The 19,960-nt window shown below is 39.9% G+C and carries 17 protein-coding genes and 1 riboswitch; of the genes, 1 reads left to right on the top strand and 16 read right to left on the bottom strand.

The window, feature by feature from the left end; translation table 11 throughout:
• Positions 1–162 precede the first annotated feature (162 nt).
• Genes sdhB through H9648_RS00680 form a run of 3 tightly spaced genes read right to left on the bottom strand, consistent with a single transcriptional unit; the run spans position 163 to position 3,305 of the window.
• Positions 163–918 (bottom strand): succinate dehydrogenase iron-sulfur subunit, encoded by a 756-nt coding sequence (sdhB, locus tag H9648_RS00670; protein ID WP_144698733.1) that lies wholly within the window; start codon positions 916–918, stop codon positions 163–165.
• A gap of 2 nt (positions 919–920) precedes the next feature.
• Entirely contained in the window at positions 921–2,681 is a 1,761-nt protein-coding gene (sdhA, locus tag H9648_RS00675) for a succinate dehydrogenase flavoprotein subunit (protein WP_066396656.1), read from the bottom strand.
• 15 nt (positions 2,682–2,696) lie between these two features.
• A complete protein-coding gene (locus H9648_RS00680) occupies positions 2,697–3,305 on the bottom strand; it encodes a succinate dehydrogenase cytochrome b558 subunit (RefSeq protein ID WP_191751892.1) in 609 nt (202 codons plus the stop codon).
• 304 nt (positions 3,306–3,609) lie between these two features.
• Between H9648_RS00680 and H9648_RS00685 the strand changes: the two genes are divergently transcribed.
• On the top strand, positions 3,610–4,056 hold the full coding sequence (locus H9648_RS00685) for a YslB family protein (protein ID WP_191751893.1): 447 nt from the start codon (positions 3,610–3,612) through the stop codon (positions 4,054–4,056).
• 42 nt (positions 4,057–4,098) lie between these two features.
• Here the strand turns inward: H9648_RS00685 and H9648_RS00690 are convergent, their stop codons facing one another.
• From H9648_RS00690 to H9648_RS00750, 13 genes are all read right to left on the bottom strand, one after another.
• Positions 4,099–5,337, bottom strand: a complete 1,239-nt coding sequence (locus H9648_RS00690) for an aspartate kinase (protein ID WP_191751894.1) — start codon at positions 5,335–5,337, stop codon at positions 4,099–4,101.
• A 194-nt stretch (positions 5,338–5,531) separates the two neighbouring features.
• A riboswitch (Lysine riboswitch) is annotated at positions 5,532–5,720 on the bottom strand.
• A gap of 65 nt (positions 5,721–5,785) precedes the next feature.
• A complete protein-coding gene (gene uvrC / locus H9648_RS00695) occupies positions 5,786–7,609 on the bottom strand; it encodes an excinuclease ABC subunit UvrC (protein ID WP_191751895.1) in 1,824 nt (607 codons plus the stop codon).
• 142 nt (positions 7,610–7,751) lie between these two features.
• Positions 7,752–8,063 (bottom strand): thioredoxin, encoded by a 312-nt coding sequence (gene trxA / locus H9648_RS00700; protein WP_137788705.1) that lies wholly within the window; start codon positions 8,061–8,063, stop codon positions 7,752–7,754.
• Between the two features lie 114 nt (positions 8,064–8,177).
• Complete coding sequence (locus tag H9648_RS00705) at positions 8,178–8,774, bottom strand: histidine phosphatase family protein (RefSeq protein ID WP_225218665.1); 597 nt, start codon at positions 8,772–8,774, stop codon at positions 8,178–8,180.
• Between the two features lie 68 nt (positions 8,775–8,842).
• Complete coding sequence (locus H9648_RS00710) at positions 8,843–9,814, bottom strand: electron transfer flavoprotein subunit alpha/FixB family protein (protein WP_191751896.1); 972 nt, start codon at positions 9,812–9,814, stop codon at positions 8,843–8,845.
• Between the two features lie 12 nt (positions 9,815–9,826).
• Positions 9,827–10,597: an electron transfer flavoprotein subunit beta/FixA family protein gene (locus H9648_RS00715; protein WP_191751897.1), complete on the bottom strand. Its 771-nt coding sequence runs from the start codon at positions 10,595–10,597 to the stop codon at positions 9,827–9,829.
• A gap of 14 nt (positions 10,598–10,611) precedes the next feature.
• On the bottom strand, positions 10,612–11,385 hold the full coding sequence (locus tag H9648_RS00720; RefSeq protein ID WP_191751898.1) for an enoyl-CoA hydratase: 774 nt from the start codon (positions 11,383–11,385) through the stop codon (positions 10,612–10,614).
• Between the two features lie 26 nt (positions 11,386–11,411).
• Positions 11,412–12,014 (bottom strand): fatty acid metabolism transcriptional regulator FadR, encoded by a 603-nt coding sequence (gene fadR, locus H9648_RS00725; RefSeq protein WP_144698717.1) that lies wholly within the window; start codon positions 12,012–12,014, stop codon positions 11,412–11,414.
• A gap of 205 nt (positions 12,015–12,219) precedes the next feature.
• Entirely contained in the window at positions 12,220–13,911 is a 1,692-nt protein-coding gene (locus H9648_RS00730) for a long-chain-fatty-acid--CoA ligase (RefSeq protein ID WP_191751899.1), read from the bottom strand.
• A 548-nt stretch (positions 13,912–14,459) separates the two neighbouring features.
• Complete coding sequence (locus H9648_RS00735; protein ID WP_144698713.1) at positions 14,460–14,864, bottom strand: DUF350 domain-containing protein; 405 nt, start codon at positions 14,862–14,864, stop codon at positions 14,460–14,462.
• 43 nt (positions 14,865–14,907) lie between these two features.
• Positions 14,908–17,265, bottom strand: a complete 2,358-nt coding sequence (locus tag H9648_RS00740) for an endonuclease MutS2 (RefSeq protein WP_191751900.1) — start codon at positions 17,263–17,265, stop codon at positions 14,908–14,910.
• 30 nt (positions 17,266–17,295) lie between these two features.
• Positions 17,296–19,008, bottom strand: a complete 1,713-nt coding sequence (polX, locus tag H9648_RS00745) for a DNA polymerase/3'-5' exonuclease PolX (protein ID WP_225218666.1) — start codon at positions 19,006–19,008, stop codon at positions 17,296–17,298.
• A 414-nt stretch (positions 19,009–19,422) separates the two neighbouring features.
• Positions 19,423–19,959 carry a CvpA family protein gene (locus tag H9648_RS00750; RefSeq protein WP_191751901.1) on the bottom strand — a complete coding sequence of 179 codons (537 nt, stop codon included), beginning with the start codon at positions 19,957–19,959 and terminating at the stop codon, positions 19,423–19,425.
• Position 19,960: the final 1 nt, after the last annotated feature.

A 19,960-nucleotide genomic window follows, 5' to 3' on the forward strand; every position in this document is an offset into this window, starting at 1 on the left:
TATAGAAATTCAAGAATCATTCTTTTTTAGTATCATAGCGGCTTTTGAAAATAATTGATTTCCACTTATAGTTGCTCGTTACTTCCAAAAGCAATTATCTCCCAGACTACTGCCTTTTAAAAAAGCTTCTCCCTGATGAGAGAAGCTCTTGTGTTATATGGTTTAACGATCGCTTCCAAAGAAGTTCTTAAATGCTTGGAAGCTTGTATCACGGTTAAGTGCCGCAATTGATGTTGTTAAAGGAATACCTTTAGGACAAGACTGCACACAGTTTTGAGAGTTACCACACTCTGCAAGCCCACCGTCATCCATGATCGCGTTCAAACGTTCTTCCTTATTCATCTCACCAGTTGGATGAGCATTGAATAGACGAACTTGCGATAAAGGTGCTGGTCCGATAAAGTCCGAATTTGTATTTACGTTCGGACATGCTTCTAAACAAACACCGCATGTCATACATTTCGAAAGTTCATATGCCCATTGACGCTTTGTTTCAGGCATACGAGGACCTGGTCCAAGATCGTACGTACCATCGATTGGAATCCAAGCTTTAACTCGTTTAAGTGCATCAAACATTCTACTTCTATCGATCGCCAAATCACGGACAACCGGAAATGTTTTCATTGGTTCAAGACGAATTGGCTGTTCCAATTGATCAACAAGAGCCGTACAAGATTGTCTTGGCTTTCCGTTGATCACCATTGAACACGCACCACAAACTTCTTCTAAACAACCCATCTCCCAAGTAACGGGAGTCGTAGCTTCCCCTTTTGCGTTAACAGGGTTTCTACGAATTTCCATAAGAGCAGATATTACGTTCATGTTAGGACGATGAGGAATCTCAAACTCTTCTAAATATGGGGCAGTTTCTGGGTTATCCTGTCTTGAGATGACGAATTTCACCATTTTTGTGCTCATTCTTACACCCCTGCCTTCTTCTTAGAATAGTCACGTTTACGTGGCTGGATAAGCGAAACATCTACTTCTTCATACTCGAATTCTGGTCCGTTCGTTGTTGGATTGAATTTCGCTTTTGTTGTTTTTAACCATTGCTCATCATTACGTTCAGGGAAGTCTGGTTTGTAATGAGCTCCACGGCTTTCATCACGGTTAAGAGCACCGAGCGTAATAACACGAGCTAGCTGAAGCATGTGCCATAGCTGACGAGTAAATGATGCACCTTGATTACTCCACTTGGAAGTATCATTAATATTGATGTTTTTATAACGCTGCATCAATTCTTGAATCTTTTCATCCGTTTGCTTTAACTTATCGTTGTATCTTACAACCGTTACGTTATCTGTCATCCATTCTCCAAGTTCTTTATGGATCACATAAGCGTTCTCAGTTCCATCCATGGATAGAATGTTGTTGTATACTTCTTGGTCTTTTTTCACTTGGTTATCAAATACAGTAGAAGGTACATCCTCAACTGTTTTTTCTAATCCTCGAATATATCTAACAGCAGATGGGCCAGCTTCCATACCGCCAAAAATAGCTGAAAGCAGCGAGTTAGCTCCTAATCTATTAGCACCATGATACTGATACTCACATTCACCAGCTGCAAAAAGACCTGGAATGTTTGTCATTTGATCATAATCAACCCACATTCCACCCATTGAATAGTGAACCGCAGGGAAAATCTTCATTGGAACTTTACGAGGATCATCACCCATGAACTTTTCATAGATCTCAATGATTCCACCAAGCTTAATGTCAAGCTCTTTAGGATCTTTGTGTGAAAGATCAAGGTATACCATGTTCTCACCATTGATTCCTAGCTTTAGATCGACGCAAACGTGGAAGATCTCACGTGTAGCGATGTCACGAGGAACAAGGTTTCCGTATGCTGGATACTTCTCTTCAAGGAAGTACCAAGGTTTTCCGTCTTTATATGTCCAAACTCGTCCACCTTCACCACGTGCTGATTCACTCATCAATCGAAGCTTGTCATCACCAGGGATAGCAGTGGGGTGAATTTGAATGAACTCACCGTTCGCATAATATACACCTTGCTGATAAAGAGCTGATGCTGCTCCACCTGTGTTAATAACAGAGTTCGTAGATTTACCGAAAATGATACCAGGTCCGCCAGTTGCCATAATAACGGCATCCGCAGGGAAACTTACGATCTCCATCGTTTTCAAGTTTTGTGCGGTGATTCCTCGACATTGTCCTTCGTCATCAATAATGGCAGATAAGAATTCCCATCCTTCATATTTCGTAACAAGACCTGCTACCTCGTGGCGGCGAACTTGCTCATCTAGTGCGTACAATAACTGCTGACCCGTTGTTGCACCGGCAAATGCAGTACGATGATGCTGCGTTCCTCCGAATCGACGGAAGTCAAGTAATCCTTCAGGCGTTCTGTTAAACATTACACCCATGCGGTCCATCAGATGGATGATTCCTGGTGCCGCGTCACACATTGCTTTTACAGGAGGCTGGTTTGCTAAGAAGTCTCCACCGTATACAGAGTCATCAAAATGCTCCCATGGTGAATCTCCTTCACCTTTTGTATTTACTGCACCGTTTATGCCACCTTGAGCACAAACAGAATGCGAACGTTTTACTGGAACAACTGAAAAGAGGTCAACATTAACACCAGCCTCAGCTGCTTTGATTGTAGCCATTAAACCGGCGAGACCTCCGCCAACAACAATAATTTTCTGATTACTCAATTTGTCTCACCCCTTTTAAATAAATGCAAAGATTGTTCTTACGCTAACAATTGCAAGTGCAACAAATACACCCATCGTTACGTATGTTGAAATTTTCTGTGAACGAGGCGAAACTGTAAGGCCCCAGCTGACAAAGAACGACCATAATCCGTTTGCAAAATGGAATACTGCTGATAAAACACCTACCAGATAGAAAGCAACCATGAATGGAGAGCTTAAGATGTCTGCCATCATATCAAAGTTTACTTCTTGTCCGAACGCAGCTTGTACACGTGTTTCCCATACGTGCCAAGCGATAAAAACTAATGTGATAACGCCTGTTATACGCTGAACGAGGAACATCATGTTGCGGAAATAGCCGTAGCGGGTAACATTGTTTTTCGCTTGAAACGTAATGTAAAGTCCATACACAGCATGAAACAAAATTGGTAAGTAGATCACAAACGTTTCTAGGAAGATACGAAACGGTAAGCTTTCCATAAAATGTGCTGCTTTGTTAAATGCTTCAGCATCCCTCGTCGCAAAATGGTTCACAACTAAATGCTGCACGAGAAAAATCCCGATCGGAATTACTCCTAATAATGAATGAATCCTTCTGTTAAAAAAATCTCTACTGCCAGCCATTCTCTTGCCCCCTTCAAATTTAGCCTCTCTCTGGCTGCTAATCTTTGTTCCTCTCCACATGTAAGCGTTTTAAGTTTCCTCTTTTAGAGGATGAGTGTTAAACAATTAGCTTAATTAACTAGCAACATGTCCATTTTACTCCCATCGTTTGACACCGTCAAGAAAACGCTAACAACTAAACACGTAAATTTTCTTGATACATCAACGCTTTTGGAGGTTTAAGATTTTCGACAAATAGTGATAGTTGCTATAGAGTTTAAACCGCTTTCCCGTTATAATAAAAATTAGAAAGAAGGGATGCAGAATGTTTAAACAAAAGACAAAGGATGATAACACCCCTGTAGAACAGCTTTCTGTTTCAGCTTTTGGGTATGAGATCCTACGAAGCGACTTATTGCCTGAACTTCTTGGCAAACAAGAACGAAATATTCTCTATTGGGCAGGAAGACACTTGGCTAGAAAATATCCTTTACATACGATGGAAGAAGTTCACGCTTTTTTTGTTGAAGCTGGCTGGGGCACACTTGAAATGATTGAAGCTTCGAAAACAGAGATGAATTTCTCTTTAAACTCTCAACTGATCATGCAGCGAATAGAAAACTTCACTCATCAAACGTTCAGCCTAGAAGCAGGCTTCCTTGCTGAACAAGTTCAGCTACAAAAAAAATGCACAACAGAAGCTTTAGAATCAATGAAAAGAAACAAAGTTTTTATCACAGTTCAATGGGATAAAAAAGATACGATCGAATAACAAAAGCCGGCGGATCGCCGGCTTTTTTTTCAATGTTTGGTCTTACGTGTTCTCAACAGGAACACGAGCATCTAACTCAAACACATCATGCAGCGTTTCTATCGACTTAATCATATCTTCTTGTTTCACAACAGTAGATACTTTAATCTCAGAAGTGCTAACCATCTTGATCATAATCTCTTCGTCTGACAGAGCTTTAAACATTTTAGCTGCTACACCAGGATTTGAGATCATGCCAGAACCAACGATTGACACCTTCGCCAGACCTTGTTCATAACTTATCGATTCAAATCCTAATTTTGATTGATGCGCTGCAAGTACTTCTTGTGTAGCAGACAATGAATTTGATTCGATCGAGAACGAAATATTCGTTTTTTCTTCATTTAATACATTTTGAATGATGATATCTACATTTATGCCGTTCGAAGCCAAAATCGTAAACAGTTCCGCTAATGCATGCATCTCATTAGGTACTGAAGAGACCGTAATTTTTGTTATGTTTCCTTCAAACGCAAGACCTCTAACCATTAAATTTTGTTCCATAGACACTTCCTCCTCAACTAATGTTCCACGTTCTTCACACATACTTGATCTTACTTCTAATGTAATATTATAGTTTTTAGCAAACTCAACCGCTCTCGGATGTAAGACGCCTGCACCGAGGTTCGCCATCTCTAACATCTCATCATAAGAGATCGAAGGTAGTTTTCTAGCTGAATTCACTACACGGGGATCAGTCGTATACACACCCGTCACATCGGTATAGATGTCACATCGATCTGCATTAAGAGCTGCTGCTAGTGCAACGGCTGTTGTATCAGATCCACCTCTACCAAGAGTGGCAATATCCTTTGTTTCAGGAATAATTCCTTGAAATCCAGCAACAACCACGACATGGCCATCTTTTAACAGCGAAGAGATGCGCTTTGAATCGATGTCTAGTATTCTTGCATTTGAAAAGGTATCTTCTGTTTGAATGCCCGCTTGCCATCCTGTTAATGATTGAGCTTTATATCCTTCTTGATGGAGAGCCATCGTCAAAAGGGCGATCGTAATCTGTTCTCCCGTCGTAAGGAGCATATCCATCTCCCGTTTGGAAGGGTTCTGACTGATATCCGTAGCAAGCTTTACCAGTTCATCCGTTGTTTTACCCATCGCTGAAACAACAACTACTACTTCATTTCCTGCATCTACTTCATGGATAATTCGTTTTGCCACATTTTGTATTCGCTCAACTGAGCCAACACTAGTTCCACCAAATTTTTGAACAATTCTCCCCATATACTCCAATCCCTTCTTGTTGTAAGATTCTATCTCTTTTATTAGAAGACTTTGTTGACGCTAAAATGACCACGTCTACTTAGTTTGCACGTATACTTTCAGGTCACTTATTTTTGAAAGTAAATACAAAAAAGCAACAATAAGGAAAAACCCTATTGTTGCTATAATCCGTAGCAAGCCAAGTTTGTTCCCCCTCGTGAGATAGTCCTCCACACAAACCCTGGGGGGACTTGTGTGACAGCTCTGTATTTATTCAATACAGGTCCAGCATAAAAGACTAGAAGCCCTTTTACACTTCGGCAAGAATCCCCTTTCCACCATCATCACTAGAGCTTCTTCTCTTCAGATGGGTTACTATTGGTTCCTGCTCCTCTACCATCACTTCATACGAAGCATGGCATATTTATAAAGTTGGATTCATTTTAACAAAGTTACTCAATGGCTGCAACTACTCATTTGATAAAAATGCTTTTTCTATCAGCTCGGCCACTGGTTTAGGTACACCTGCTGCTTGAATTTCATCAACAGAAGCTTCTTTTAACTTCTTTAATGATCCAAAATGGCGAAGAAGCATCTTCTTCCGTTTGTCACCGATACCCGCAATGTTGTCTAATGTTGATTCAAACATACTTTTAGAGCGAACTTTTCGGTGGAAAGAGATCGCAAACCTATGAACTTCATCTTGAATTCGTTGCAACAGATAGAATTCCTGACTGTTTCTAGAGAGGTGTATCATCTCTGGAGGATCACCGATCCATAGCTGTGAGGTTCTATGCTTTTCATCTTTCGATAGACCTGCTACAGGAATAAATAAGTTAAGCTCGTTTTCTAACACATCTTGAGCGGCTGATATCTGCCCTTTTCCGCCATCGATCAGAATTAGACTAGGAAGTTCTCCTTCTTCTCTTAACACTCTTGTATATCTGCGGCGAACAACTTCTTTCATAGAAGCATAATCATCTGGTCCTTCTACAGATTTGATCTTGTATTTTCGATAATCCTTTTTATAAGGTTTACCATCAACAAAAACAACCATCGCAGAAACAGGATCTGTTCCATGTATATTCGAGTTATCGAACGCTTCGATACGATAAGGAGCAGCAATTCCCATTCTTTCGCCAAGGTTCTCAACGGCTTTGATCGTTCTCGCTTCATCATGTTCAATCAGGGCAAATTTTTCGTGAAGAGCTAAAGATGCGTTTTTAGTTGCTAACTCTACTAGCTCTTTCTTTTGTCCTTTTTTTGGTTGCAATACTTTTACTTGAAGAAGTTCCGATACAAGATTAGCATCTACTTCCTGAGGAAGCAGGATTTCTTTAGGCAAAAGGTGATTTTTTTGCAGATAGAACTGACCAATAAAGGTCAATAGATCTTCATTCGCCTCTCCATAAAACGGAAAGACAGAAATATCTCGGGCGATCACTTTACCTTGTCTGATGAAGAAGACTTGTACACACATCCATCCTTTATCAAAATGGTAGCCAAACACGTCTCGATCGACTAAATCTGCCGTCATCATCTTTTGTTTTTCCATAACAGCTTCGATATGCTGTATCTGATCTCGAAGCTCTTTTGCGCGTTCAAAGTTCAATGCTTCAGAGGCTTCTAGCATCTTTTCCGATAACTCATTTTTAACATCCTGATAACCGCCGTTAAGAAATCTTACGATGCCATCAACCATCTTCTTGTTTTCTTGTTCAGTTACATCATACACGCAAGGACCTAAACATTGGCCGATATGATAATACAGACACACCCGTTTAGGCATCGTGTCACACTTTCGGAGCGGAAATATACGATCTAATAATTTTTTCGTTTCTTGGGCAGCATAAGCGTTCACGAACGGACCAAAATATTTTCCGCCGTCTTTCTTAATCTTCCTTATATACAGAAGTCGTGGCTGTTTTTCAGCCGTAATCTTTAAGTATGGATAACTCTTATCATCTTTTAGCATCACGTTATATCGAGGGTCATGCTTTTTTATTAAATTCATCTCTAGAACTAATGCTTCCATCTCAGTAGAAGTTACAATGTATTCAAAATCTCTGATCTCACTTACAAGTCTCTGTGTTTTGCCATCATGTGTCCCAGAAAAATAAGACTTAACACGGTTCTTTAACACTTTCGCCTTACCAACATAAATAACTTTCCCGAACTCATTCTTCATAAGATAGCAGCCGGGTTGATCTGGTAGCAACATTAATTTTTGTTTTACAGAAATAGAGGTCAATTTCTTCCCCCTTTCACTCTCAGCAGTCTTTTCAACTATCATATCATGTATCAACCTGATCATAATACTACCATGATTTCAATATCACATATTTTCATTTATCGACAATATTTCCTAGAAAATATTGTGCATTTTGTAAAATGCATAAAAAAAAGCCCGAGCAACGGGCTTTTTTGGGTAAACCTTATTTATGTTTGTTTAATAGTTCAACTAAAGCTTCTTTCGGTTGGAAACCGACAACTTGATCTACCACTTGACCGTCTTTGAAAACAAGTAGAGTTGGAATACTCATAACTCCGAATTTACCAGCTGTTTCTTGGTTTTCATCAACATCAAGCTTAACTACTTTTACTTCTTCCATTTCTTGATCTACTTCTTCAAGAACAGGAGCAATCATTTTACAAGGTCCGCACCATGGTGCCCAAAAGTCAGCAAGTACTAAACCTTCGTTCGTTTCTGTATTAAATGTTTGATCTGATGCATTAACAATAGCCATTTATTTGGCCCTCCTTTTAAATAACAAAGTGTAAACAAAGTATATCTCACAAATGTTTCAGTTGCTAATAGTTTGCTCACGTTTATGGTACCCAAGTTTTTAATTCGACAAACGTTATATTGTTGCACTCGTTTCAAGATGTTTTTGACAGTTAAATAATTCACAATTCCAATCGTTTTCTGCTTTTAGGTTAAAGACCGAAAATGACGTGTTATTAAGTCCGTACCAGCGATCAGTATCGTCTTGCAGAAGCTCTTTGAAGATCCTTACAAGCAATGCTCCATGAGTGATGACCAGAACTTTCTCGCCATTATGCTTTTGAACAATGTCGTTTAGGGCTGCTTTCCATCTAGTATCTGCATCTTCATTTGGTTCTCTGCCTAGATCAAGTTCCATCCAATTTTCTCCCCAGCGTTCGACTCGTTCGATTTCAGTGGTACCTTCTGTCTCTCCGAATGAGATCTCGCGAAGTCTATCATCAGCCAACACGTTTAGACCCGTAATTCCGCTAATTGCCTCAGCTGTTTTATATGCTCTGAGTAGTGGACTGGCATATATAGCATCCCATTTCTCATCTGCAAATCTTTTTGCTAAACGTTCTGCTTGATACTTTCCGTTATTGTTAAGCGGTATATCCTTGCATCCTTGAGCTCTTTTTTCAGTATTCCAATCGGTTTCACCGTGACGAATGAATGCAATTGTTGTCATCATACACCTTCCTCGTTACATGATTGAAAAAAACGTCCAGAAAAACGGACGTTTTCATTCTTTACATTCTATTATACTAACACTTTCTTAAACTCTTCTGTTAATAATGGAACGACTTCAAAAAGGTCACCAACAATTCCGTAATCTGCTACTGAAAAGATACTAGCTTCTGGATCTTTGTTGATCGCAACGATTACTTTAGAGTTGGACATCCCAGCTAGATGCTGAATAGCTCCAGAGATTCCACAAGCAATATACAGATCAGGGGTGACAACTTTACCTGTTTGACCAATCTGCAATGAATAATCACAATAGTCCGCATCACAAGCACCACGTGAAGCTCCTACAGCTGCACCAAGTACATCTGCAAGTTCTTGAAGAGGTTTGAAACCATCTTCAGATTTAACGCCTCGACCACCGGCAACAATAATCTTTGCTTCCGCTAGATCTACGCCTGTAGACGCTTTACGAACAACTTCTTTAACAATCGTTCTTAAGTCTTTGATGTCAACAGATACAGATGTTACATCACCAGAGCGAGATTCATCTTTCTCTAATGGTGCGATGTTATTCGGGCGAATCGTAACGAATACAAGGCCATCAGAGATTAATTTCTTTTCAAAGGCTTTTCCTGAATAAACTGGACGAGTAAACACAGTGTTTTCACCAGCTTGTTCAAGTCCAGTAACATCTGAGATCAGTCCAGATTCTAAACGAGCTGCAAGTCTTGGAGAAAGGTCTTTTCCTAAAGATGTGTGTCCGAACACGATAGCTTCAGGGCTTTCATCATCGATAATCTGCTTTAACGTTTGGAAATAACCATCTGGAGTATAGTTCGCTAGCTTCTCATGTTCCGCTGTGAGTACACGATCAGCTCCATAGTGAAATAATTCTGCTGCTAACGACTGAACAGAGTCACCACATAATACTGCGAACACTTCTCCGCCGCCAGAAATTTCTTTTGCTGCTGCAATTGCTTCGAATGAAACATTACGTAATGCACCGTCACGGGATTCTGCAAGTACTAAAACTTTTTTTGCCATGATGACTCCTCCTTATATTACCTTCGCTTCGTTTCTTAACAGAGATACAAGTTCTTTTACTTGCTCTGGTGTTTCACCTGTTAGGATTTTTCCAGCTTCCTTTTTAGGTGGAAGATACACTTCTACAGTTTTTGTTTTCGCTTCAACTTCATCTTCATCAATATCAAGATCATCTAGCTCTAGCGTTTCAAGAGGCTTTTTCTTTGCTTTCATAATCCCTGGCAACGAAGGATAACGCGGCTCGTTCAATCCTTGTTGTGCTGTTACCAATAATGGAAGAGATGTTTCGATCTTCTCAAGATCTCCTTCAACATCGCGTTCGATGTTTACAGTCGTACCGTTTATTTCAATCTTAGTGATCGTTGTTACGTGTGGAATATCTAATAGTTCTGCAAGACGCGGTCCAACTTGACCAGTACCGTTATCAATCGCAACGTTTCCGCCTAGAATAATGTCGTATTCTTTATCTTTAAAGTAAGCTGCCAAAACTGACGAAGTCGTAAATTGATCTTGGCTGTCCAAGTCTTCGTTTGAGATAAGAACCGCTTGATCTGCTCCCATAGCCAGTGCTGTGCGAAGTTCTTTTTCAGAATCTTCGTCTCCAACCGTGACAACCGTAACAGTGCCACCGTGGGCATCTTTTAATGTGATCGCTTCTTCGATCGCATATTCGTCATATGGATTAATAATAAATTCTGCACTATCTTCAGAGACCTTGTTGTTTGAAACCGAAATTTTTTCCTCTGTATCAAAAGTACGTTTTAAAATAACAAAAATGTTCATCGTTACCCTCCTAGTTATCGGTCCTGAAATTCAGGCTGTCTTTTTTCAATAAATGCTGAGATTCCTTCTTGCCCATCGAAACTTTTAAAAGCTTTTCCGAACAGTTCTTGCTCTTTCTCTGCACCTTTTTCATAGAGTCCATGTCTCGCATAATTCAACAATTCTAATGTGTACTTAATGGAGACGGCACTTTTCATAGAAAATTCTTCAGCCATTTTGTAAGCCTTTTCAAAAAGTTCTTCTGTTGGATAAGAGCTGTTTGCTAAACCAAATGTGACAGCATCTTTTCCTGAGATCGGCTTACTTGAAAGGAGCATCTCGCAAGCTTTAGGTACACCTACAAGCTGTGGCAGTCTTTGCGTTCCTGCAAATCCCGGAACCAGTCCTAGTGTGAGCTCGGGAAGACCAAGTTTCGCATCTTCGGCCACAAGTCTTATGTGGCAACTCATCGCAAGTTCAAGACCGCCACCAAGCGCTGCCCCATGAATCGCAGCGATCACTGGTTTTGAGAACTGTTCGATTCGGTTGAAAACATCTTGTCCCTTTTTTCCAAGCTCTGCAAAACCTTTTTCATCAGTAACTTCTGTAAACTCTTTGATATCAGCACCTGCAGAAAAGAAACGTCCTTCTCCTAAAATAACAATTGCTTTAACCGCGTTATCATTTTCGATCTGATCGAGTGCTTTGTCGATTTCCGCGATTACTCCCGTTGATAATGCATTGGCTGGCGCACGATTAAGTTTGATCGTAGCCACTTTATTTTGTTTTTCAATTTGTAAGAATTCCAACTTCGCATTCCCTCCTTATTTGAAAATCAATCATCTGGATTTACAGACCGTACGGACAGACCGTTTACAAGCATCTGATGTACGGGACCAGCAAGAGCAGGAAGATCATATCGATGATCGTTCATCACCCAGTTTGTTGCTGTTTCGTCAATTGTTCCAAAGATCATCTGACGAGCTAATCTGTAATCCATGTTCTTAACAAAAACACCTTCATGCATTCCGTCCTTCAAGATAGAATCGATTAAATCTAAGTACCTCTTTAATACTTCACCGATTTTTGCACGAAGTTGTCTGTTTGTCTGCCTAAGTTCTAGCTGAGTTACGATTGATAGTTCAAAATCAGCAGTCAGTTGCTTAAAGTGCATCTCAACAAGAATTCTAAGCTTCTCAATCGCTGAATCGTTACTTTTCAGCTCGTTTTCTGTTTTTTCGATAAAGGTCCCCATCTTCTCATTAAAAACAGAAACAAGCAGATCTTCTTTATTTTTAAAATATAGATAGATGGTGCCGTCAGCGACACCTGCTTCTTTCGCTATCTTTGAAACTTGGGATTGATGATAGCCGTGCTCCGCGATTACATTTACAGCTGCATCAATTATTTTTTCATATTTTGGACCTTTACGTTTCATTTCTATCGCCTCTTTTTGTATAACACAATCATCTTTTCAAAAATGAATGATTGTTCATTCATAATTGTAAAACAAATCTTTCTTTTCTGTCAATTTCATTATGTCATTTTTTCTATACATTTTACAAGTTTAACTTGAAGATAACGTTTTTTCATTTTTGCAAAGTGATATTTTCACATAGAAAAAGCCGCCAGGTGGCAGCTTTTTACGAGCTTTGTTTTGCCTTCTCACGTTCTTCTTCCAAAAGAACTCTTCTTAAGATTTTTCCTACCATCGTCTTAGGAAGCTCTTGTCTGAACTCATAAAGCCTAGGTACTTTAAAGGATGCAAGATGTTCCCGGCAGAATTTATTTAACTCTTCTTCCGTACTTTCTGCCCCTTCCTTTAAAACAACAAAAGCTTTGACCGTCTCTCCTCTGTATGCATCAGGCACACCGACTACTACAGCTTCTTTTACTTTTTCGTGTTCATATAAAACCTCTTCTACTTCACGAGGATAAATATTAAATCCTCCTGCAATGATCAAATCTTTTTTGCGGTCCACGATGTAAAAGTAACCTTTTTCATCCATATAACCCATATCCCCTGTAATCAACCAATCTTCTCTGAATACAGATGCGGTTTCTTCGGGTTGGTTCCAATACCCTTTCATAACCTGAGGTCCTCTTACAGCTAACTCTCCGATCTCACCTGGCTCTGCCCATTCACCTGTCTCAGCTGAGATGATTGCTGCTTCAGTGTTTGGCCAAGGTAACCCGATACTGCCTCTTACCTGATCTCCATAAATGAGATTCGCATGAGTAACAGGTGAAGCCTCAGTAAGTCCATACCCTTCTACTAACGATCCTGAAATGACTGCTTGGAATTTTTGTTGCACTTCAAGCGGCAGAGCAGCTGAACCGCTTATACATGCTTGAATGGATGAAAGATCGTATTTTTCTAAATCTGGATGATTCAGAAGGGCGATATACATTGTCGGAGCGCCTGGAAATAGCGTTGGTCGTTCCTTATGAATCGTCTTCAAAACTTGCGCTGGATCAAACCTCGGAAGAATGATCATCTCTGCTCTCGTTATGATGCCAAGATTCATTACACACGTCATCCCATATACATGGAAGAAAGGCAGAGCACCGAGAATTTTTTCTTTTCCCTCTCTGTTTTTATACATCCAAGTATTGCACTGTAACGCATTCGTGACTAGATTCTTGTGAGTCAGCATCACACCTTTTGCTGGCCCTGTTGTACCCCCAGTATACTGCAGCAGGGCAAGATCCTCATCGGGGTCCACCTCTACTTGTGGCTTTACTGGTTGAGAGCGCTTCTGCAGATCTTTAAACGAATGAACTTCATGATTGTACGTAATATCAACGACTACTGTTGGATTCTGCCTCTTTTGAATAAATGGATAGATCAAATTCTTAGGAAAAGGCAGATAATCCTTCACAGAGGTCATGATGATGTGTTCAATGTTCGTATCTCCTCGAACGGCTGAGATTCTTCCAAACAAAAGATCTAATCCTACAATGACTTTTGCCCCGCTGTCAGATAACTGATGGCGTAATTCTCTCTCCGTGTAAAGAGGATTTGTCTGTACAACGATTCCGCCTATAAAAAGCGTGCCGTAATAGGCGATTACTGCCTGTGGACAGTTGGGCAGCATGATGGCAACACGATCACCCTTTTTTACACCAAGGGATGTTAAAGCATGCGCGAAGCGTAAACTGCATTCATGAAGCTCACCGAATGTTAATGTTTTTCCTAAAAAGTGTACAGCAGTTTTATCTGTTTTTTCTTCTGCTGCTGATTCTAAATACGCGAATAAAGGTTTGCTGTCGTAATCAAGATGTCCCGGAATCTCACTAGGGTAACTGTTGAGCCACCGTCTTTCCACTTGCATCTCCTCCTTTAATTCACGCCTTCCTTCAAAATTTCTATATCTTTATTCCTATTATATTGAAAACGCATACAATTTTATATACTTTTTTAAAAATTATAAATAATTAAATAATACGGTTCTAAAAATAGTATTTGGGCATAAGCCAAAAATCTTTATGTTGCGAATTCATCGTAGGATTTGAAAGTAGTTGATTTCCGCTCCAGGTTGCACGCTTTCCGCGGGGCAGGCGGTGAGCCACATTCTTAACGTTTCACTCTTAAGTGTCTCACCTGCCCGCCTGTCCCGCAGGAGTCGGCAACCTTACGCTACAATCAATTCGCACAGAAGAAAATAGAAACAATAAAAGGAACATTCTTTTTAGTAATCATTAAAGATTAATAACAATTAAAGAACAGTCTATAAGAAAACAATAAAAACCAGCTCTCCGAATTGAGAACTGGTTTTGAGACTTACGCAAAGAAAAATAAGTAGATAAGTCCTGCAGCAATAAAAACTCCGCTTAATACAAACAACACTTTAAATAACGTTTCCATATCTTTTCCCTTCAGCTATTCGATTCCTTCACCGATTACAAATGATAAACCAATTGAGATGATCATCGATATGAAACCCACTGCTCGGTTATCGTTTTCGATCTCTTTATCGATCTGAAACTTTGGGGTTAAGAATTCGAAGATAAAATAACCGATCAAGAGCAGGATGAATCCATAGGCACTCCACGTTATCATCATTAGTATGGAATCATTTTGAGCGATCGAGTAACGGAAGATGTTGGCGATACCAAAAATTTTCCCGCCAGTAGCCATAGCAACGGAAAAGTTCCCTTTCTTGATCTCGACCCAGTTTTTATAACGCGTAACCAGTTCAAACACAGCCAAAAAGACGACTAGACATAGCACGACAACGCTATAGTTAGCTGCTGTTTTAATAAAAGCGTTACTCATAAAATCCATTCAACAATACCCCTTTGTAAACGGCTTGGTTTAATTCCCTATACTATTTCAATACAGCGACTGTTACTCCGCCTCCGCCTTCACCAGCTGCACCCATACGAGTGGATTTAACATTTCGATGTGTTTTCAACAGCTCTTGAACACCTTTTCTAAGTGCACCTGTCCCTTTACCATGGATGATATACACTTGGTTAAATCCAGCTAGAAGTGCTTCATCCAGATATCGATCCACCTCTAGCATCGCATCTTCATACCTTTTCCCTCTTAGATCAAGTTCAGGACGAGAAGAATCAGAGTTTCCTGATACTTTTACGAATGAACGCGGTTCAGGTTTCGGTTTACTTTGTTTTACCCACTCTAAATCTTTTTCAGATACATTCATCTTTAAGATTCCAATCTGAACTTGGTATTCATTGTTGCTTACTTTTTCAACGATATGCCCTTTTTGACCTACAGTAAGCACTCTTACCTCGTCACCTGGAACGTACTCTTGTTTTGTTGATACAGCTTTTACCTTCTTATTTTTGGCTTTTGATTTTGGAACAGCTTCTTCCAATCTCTTTTTCGCTTCAATCAGTTTATGTTCTTTGATCTGTCCGCCCGATTTTTGAAGTTCACGAATCTCATGAATGATCTCTTCTGCTGTTTCACGTGCTTTTTCAATCGCCTTTTCTGCTTCCTGCTTTGCTTTTTCATACAATCGATCTTTTTCATTTTGAAACAGTTCGAGTTCTCTTTCTAGGTCACCCTTAATAGACTCTGCTTCTTTTCTTCTGTTCTCTGCTTCTTCCATCTCTTTTTCTGCTTTTTTACGATTATCTTCTAAAGACTTTATCATATTATCAATCTTGTTCTCATCTTCACTGATCTGAGAACGAGCTGAATCAATGATATCTTGACGGAGCCCGAGTCTTTTAGAGATCTCAAACGCGTTACTTCGACCTGGCACTCCCACTAATAAACGATATGTAGGTCTTAACGTCTGCACATCAAATTCTACAGAAGCGTTCATAACACCAGGTCGGTTGTATGCATATGCTTTTAACTCGCTATAATGGGTTGTCGCTACGACACGTGCTCCTCGCGCAAAGACAAAGTCTAGAATCGAAATAGCAAGGGCTGCACCTTCTTGAGGATCAGTCCCTGCTCCAAGTTCATCAAAGAGAACGAGGGATTCAAAATCAATCTTGTTTAAGATGTCTACGATGTTAACCATATGTGAAGAGAATGTACTCAGTGATTGTTCAATAGACTGTTCATCACCAATGTCAGCATAGATATTCTTAAAGACTGCCATTTCTGATTCTTCTCCAGCAGGAATCTGAAGGCCACATTGCGCCATAAGTGTAAGCAGCCCGATAGTTTTAAGGGTAACCGTTTTACCACCTGTATTTGGACCTGTTATGACGAGTGATTGATACTCGCCACCTAACATCACAGTAGTTGGAACAACCGTTTCTTGATCGAGCAGAGGATGTCTGCCTCTATTCAGTGAAATAAAACCTTTGTCATTCATAATCGGACGCGTACATTTTAGCTCATTGGAGAATCTAGCTTTTGCTAGAATAAAATCCATCTCTGCTAAAATATCTACGTTCAACAGAATATCATCAGCATGTTCCGCGACTTCAGCAGTTAATTCTCTTAGAATCTTTTCTACTTCGCGCGCTTCTTTCGCTTTTGCTTCTTTCACTTGATTATTAACCGTCATAACAGATTGAGGTTCAATAAACAAAGTTGCTCCACTCGCTGATTGATCATGAACCATTCCGCCAAAATTACCTCTGTACTCTTGTTTTACAGGAATAACGAATCGGTCGTTACGAATCGTTATGATCGAGTCAGATAACATTTTTTGATAACTGGATGATCTGACGATTGATTCCAGCTTTTCTCTTACGCGCGTCTCAAACGTACGCAACTGCTGACGAATCGCACGAAGTTCTGGACTAGCGCTATCCATCATATGTCCATTGTCATCAATACAGCTTTTAATTCCTTGTTCTAGCTCATGAAGAGGAATGATGTTTTCTGCTGCATTCTTTAAGATGCGCAGTTCAATTCCATCCTCTACCAAGCCCTCGATAAATCGCTTAAACCGTCTTCCACCATAAAGAGTAGAAGCGATATCCATCAAATCTTCTTCGTTTAGCAGACTGCCAATCTTTGACCGCTTAACATTTGGCGAAACATCAAAGATCCCTCCGAATGGAACTTGTCCTTTTAATCGGAGAACTTTTACCCCTTCATCTGTAGCATCTTGAGCTTCGTTTACTTCTTCAAGGGCTGTAAATGGCATTAAAGAATCGATTCTTTTCAGTCCAAGTGAGCAGCTTGCATGCTTTTTTAGACGATCGATCACTTTTTTTAGTTCTAAAACACGCAGCATTTTTTCTTGCATATTCTTTCCTCCTGATCCCAGGACCTAGAGCTATCTACGGTTTAAATAGGTTTCGAGTTCTTTTAAAGTCATTGTGTTTAACACATTGCTTTTTCGAATGTAACCTTTTCGGGCAACCGCTGCTCCAATCTCCATATGTTTCATCGTGTCTTTATAATGTGCATCTGTATTAATCGCTACCTTAACCCCAAGTTCCTGAGCTTTCTTAAGCCATTCAGGTGCAAGGTCCAGGCGATTCGGATTTGCATTCAACTCAACAGCGGTACCTGTTTCATAAGCAAGCTGCAGCAGGGTTTCAACATCCACGTCATATCCTTCTCTGCGTCCGATCAAACGCCCTGTTGGGTGGGCGATCAGATCAACTTTTTTATGTGTTAACGCCGTCTTCAAACGATCCATGATTTTGCTTTGATCTTGAGAGAACGCAGAATGGATGCTTGCAATGACAAAATCCATTTCTTCTAACAATTCATCATCATAATCAAGTGTACCATCTGGCAGAATATCCATCTCGATTCCAGCAAGTATCTTGAAATCGGTATACTTTTTATTTAACTTATTAATCTCTTGTCTCTGCATGCGCACTCTCTCAGGAGTTAGACCGTTTGCTACTCGTAGATATTGAGAATGATCTGTAATCGCCATATATTCATAGCCTTTGCTTCGTGCTTCCTCAGCCATTTCCTCAATCGAGAACGCCCCATCGCTCCAAGTAGAATGCAGATGAAGATCTCCTTTTATATCGGATAACTGAATAAGGTCATGACCATCTTTAAATAGCTCTATTTCTTCTCCAGACTCTCTCGCTTCAGGCGGTATCCAGCTTAACGAGAAATGAGCATAGAAATCCTCTTCCGTGTCAAATGTAAGAATTTCACCAGTTTCTATATTTTCTACACCATATTCACTGATCTTTTCGCCTCTTGCCTTTGCAAGCTGACGCATTTTAACGTTATGCTCCATAGAGCCTGTAAAATGATGCAGTGTAGTAGCAAACTGATGAGGTTGTACGATACGAAAGTCTACGGATACAGAGAGTTTCTCATCGAGTACGAGAGAAACCTTCGTATCACCACTTGCAATCACGTCGATAACTCCATCGAGTTTCAAGAGTTGCTTCTTCACTTCACTCGGATGTTCACTTGAAATAATAAAATCCAAGTCTTTGATCGTTTCACGATATCGTCTTAAACTTCCTGCTCTAGAGTATCTTTCAATACTGTTCATTCTTTTTAAATGAGATTCTATTTTTTCTGCAATGGGCAGCATGTATGCTATAGGAAGTCTCTCTGGTCTTTTCCCAAGATCTTTTAACGATGCTAAAATCTTTTCTTCTGTTTTAGCACCAAACCCTGCCAATTCTCTTACTTTACCATTTTCACATGCTTCTTTTAGAGATTCAATATTCGTTATACCTAACTCGGAATAAAGTTTAGCGATTTTCTTACCACCAAGATTAGGTACCTGCAGCAGTGTTATCAGTTCAGATGGTACTTTTTCCTGAAGTTCTACTAAAAGTTCCGACTCGCCCTTTTCTATCATTTCAATTATTACAGAAGCTGTTCCTTTGCCTATTCCTTTTAGTTTTGATACGTCCCCGATCTCATTCATCGTTCGCTCATCACTCTCAAGAGCATTGGCTGCTTTACGATAAGCGGAAACTTTAAACGAATTCTCACCTAAGATCTCAAGGTACAAAGCAATCTGTTCCAGTGCGCGTACTACCTCTTTTTTATTTACCATAATAAGCTCACCTCTATTATAATTGTATGGCTAGAAAGACAAAGGCTGTTTTCTACGAGTTTGGTACTTATGAAGTATTTGACACGTTGATCTAATGACACATCTCTGAAAGCGAGCAAGTGTGTGCGGAACTCAAGTACTTTGATTTTTTAAACAAAGTGTGCAAAATCACCTTCCAAAAAAGGGATTCTTTTTGTTATTTTTTAATTAACTTCTTTGACAAGTTGATTGGAGCAGAAGGATGCGAGACTCTAGGCTAGGACAAGCGGCCAGGTGAGACCCTTAACGGCGCAAAGCGGCAAGGGGCTCACCGCCTGCCCCGAGGAAAGCGAGCAGCCTGAAGCGGAAATCAACTACATTCAAGGTCTACTTAGTATAAACAACAAAGAAAAAACTTCTCCGCTTTGGGAGAAGTTATGCCATATGTTTCATCCACATTTCCTTTACTGACTCAGAAAATACGGGGGTGTTTTTGACCATTCCCTGTGCGATCCATGAATTTTCATAATGAGCTTGAAAGGCTTCAATCGGAACTAATGTTGCGATATACAATAGAATAAACACGATTAAATAGACTTCTACAAAACCTAATAAACCACCGAGCCATCTGTTGAACGTATGAAGGATCGGTAAGTTTGCAAGAAAATCAAGCATAGACCCAAGAATCTGTAGGATGATCTTCGTAGCGAAGAACAAGATAGCAAAGGCTATCGCATTATAATAAGCTTGTTCAAGTGATATGCTGTTCGTTAAAAAGGATACAGAACTATCATTTGAAGAAGGATACGGAATCCACAACTCTAACTTTGGCGCAAGTTCATCGTAATACAGATAAGCAACGATATAGGCTGCTATGAATCCGATCAAATGAACCAGCTGCATGATGAAGCCTCTTTTTAACCCAATTAAAAATCCACCTGCTAATACGATAATTAAAATTAAATCCAACATA

This window comes from Fictibacillus norfolkensis (assembly GCF_014836645.1).
Taxonomy (GTDB): domain Bacteria; phylum Bacillota; class Bacilli; order Bacillales; family Fictibacillaceae; genus Fictibacillus; species Fictibacillus norfolkensis.

What these genes read in the sequence shown, in the direction of transcription:
- sdhB (WP_144698733.1), bottom strand. Translation starts at nt 918, where the DNA reads ATGAGCACAAAAATGGTGAAATTCGTCATCTCAAGACAGGATAACCCA.
- H9648_RS00680 (WP_191751892.1), bottom strand. Translation starts at nt 3,305, where the DNA reads ATGGCTGGCAGTAGAGATTTTTTTAACAGAAGGATTCATTCATTATTA.
- H9648_RS00685 (WP_191751893.1), top strand. Translation starts at nt 3,610, where the DNA reads ATGTTTAAACAAAAGACAAAGGATGATAACACCCCTGTAGAACAGCTT.
- H9648_RS00690 (WP_191751894.1), bottom strand. Translation starts at nt 5,337, where the DNA reads ATGGGGAGAATTGTTCAAAAATTTGGTGGAACTAGTGTTGGCTCAGTT.
- uvrC (WP_191751895.1), bottom strand. Translation starts at nt 7,609, where the DNA reads ATGATAGTTGAAAAGACTGCTGAGAGTGAAAGGGGGAAGAAATTGACC.
- trxA (WP_137788705.1), bottom strand. Translation starts at nt 8,063, where the DNA reads ATGGCTATTGTTAATGCATCAGATCAAACATTTAATACAGAAACGAAC.
- H9648_RS00705 (WP_225218665.1), bottom strand. Translation starts at nt 8,774, where the DNA reads ATGATGACAACAATTGCATTCATTCGTCACGGTGAAACCGATTGGAAT.
- H9648_RS00710 (WP_191751896.1), bottom strand. Translation starts at nt 9,814, where the DNA reads ATGGCAAAAAAAGTTTTAGTACTTGCAGAATCCCGTGACGGTGCATTA.
- H9648_RS00715 (WP_191751897.1), bottom strand. Translation starts at nt 10,597, where the DNA reads ATGAACATTTTTGTTATTTTAAAACGTACTTTTGATACAGAGGAAAAA.
- fadR (WP_144698717.1), bottom strand. Translation starts at nt 12,014, where the DNA reads ATGAAACGTAAAGGTCCAAAATATGAAAAAATAATTGATGCAGCTGTA.
- H9648_RS00730 (WP_191751899.1), bottom strand. Translation starts at nt 13,911, where the DNA reads ATGCAAGTGGAAAGACGGTGGCTCAACAGTTACCCTAGTGAGATTCCG.
- H9648_RS00735 (WP_144698713.1), bottom strand. Translation starts at nt 14,864, where the DNA reads ATGGATTTTATGAGTAACGCTTTTATTAAAACAGCAGCTAACTATAGC.
- H9648_RS00740 (WP_191751900.1), bottom strand. Translation starts at nt 17,265, where the DNA reads ATGCAAGAAAAAATGCTGCGTGTTTTAGAACTAAAAAAAGTGATCGAT.
- polX (WP_225218666.1), bottom strand. Translation starts at nt 19,008, where the DNA reads ATGGTAAATAAAAAAGAGGTAGTACGCGCACTGGAACAGATTGCTTTG.
- H9648_RS00750 (WP_191751901.1), bottom strand. Translation starts at nt 19,959, where the DNA reads ATGTTGGATTTAATTTTAATTATCGTATTAGCAGGTGGATTTTTAATT.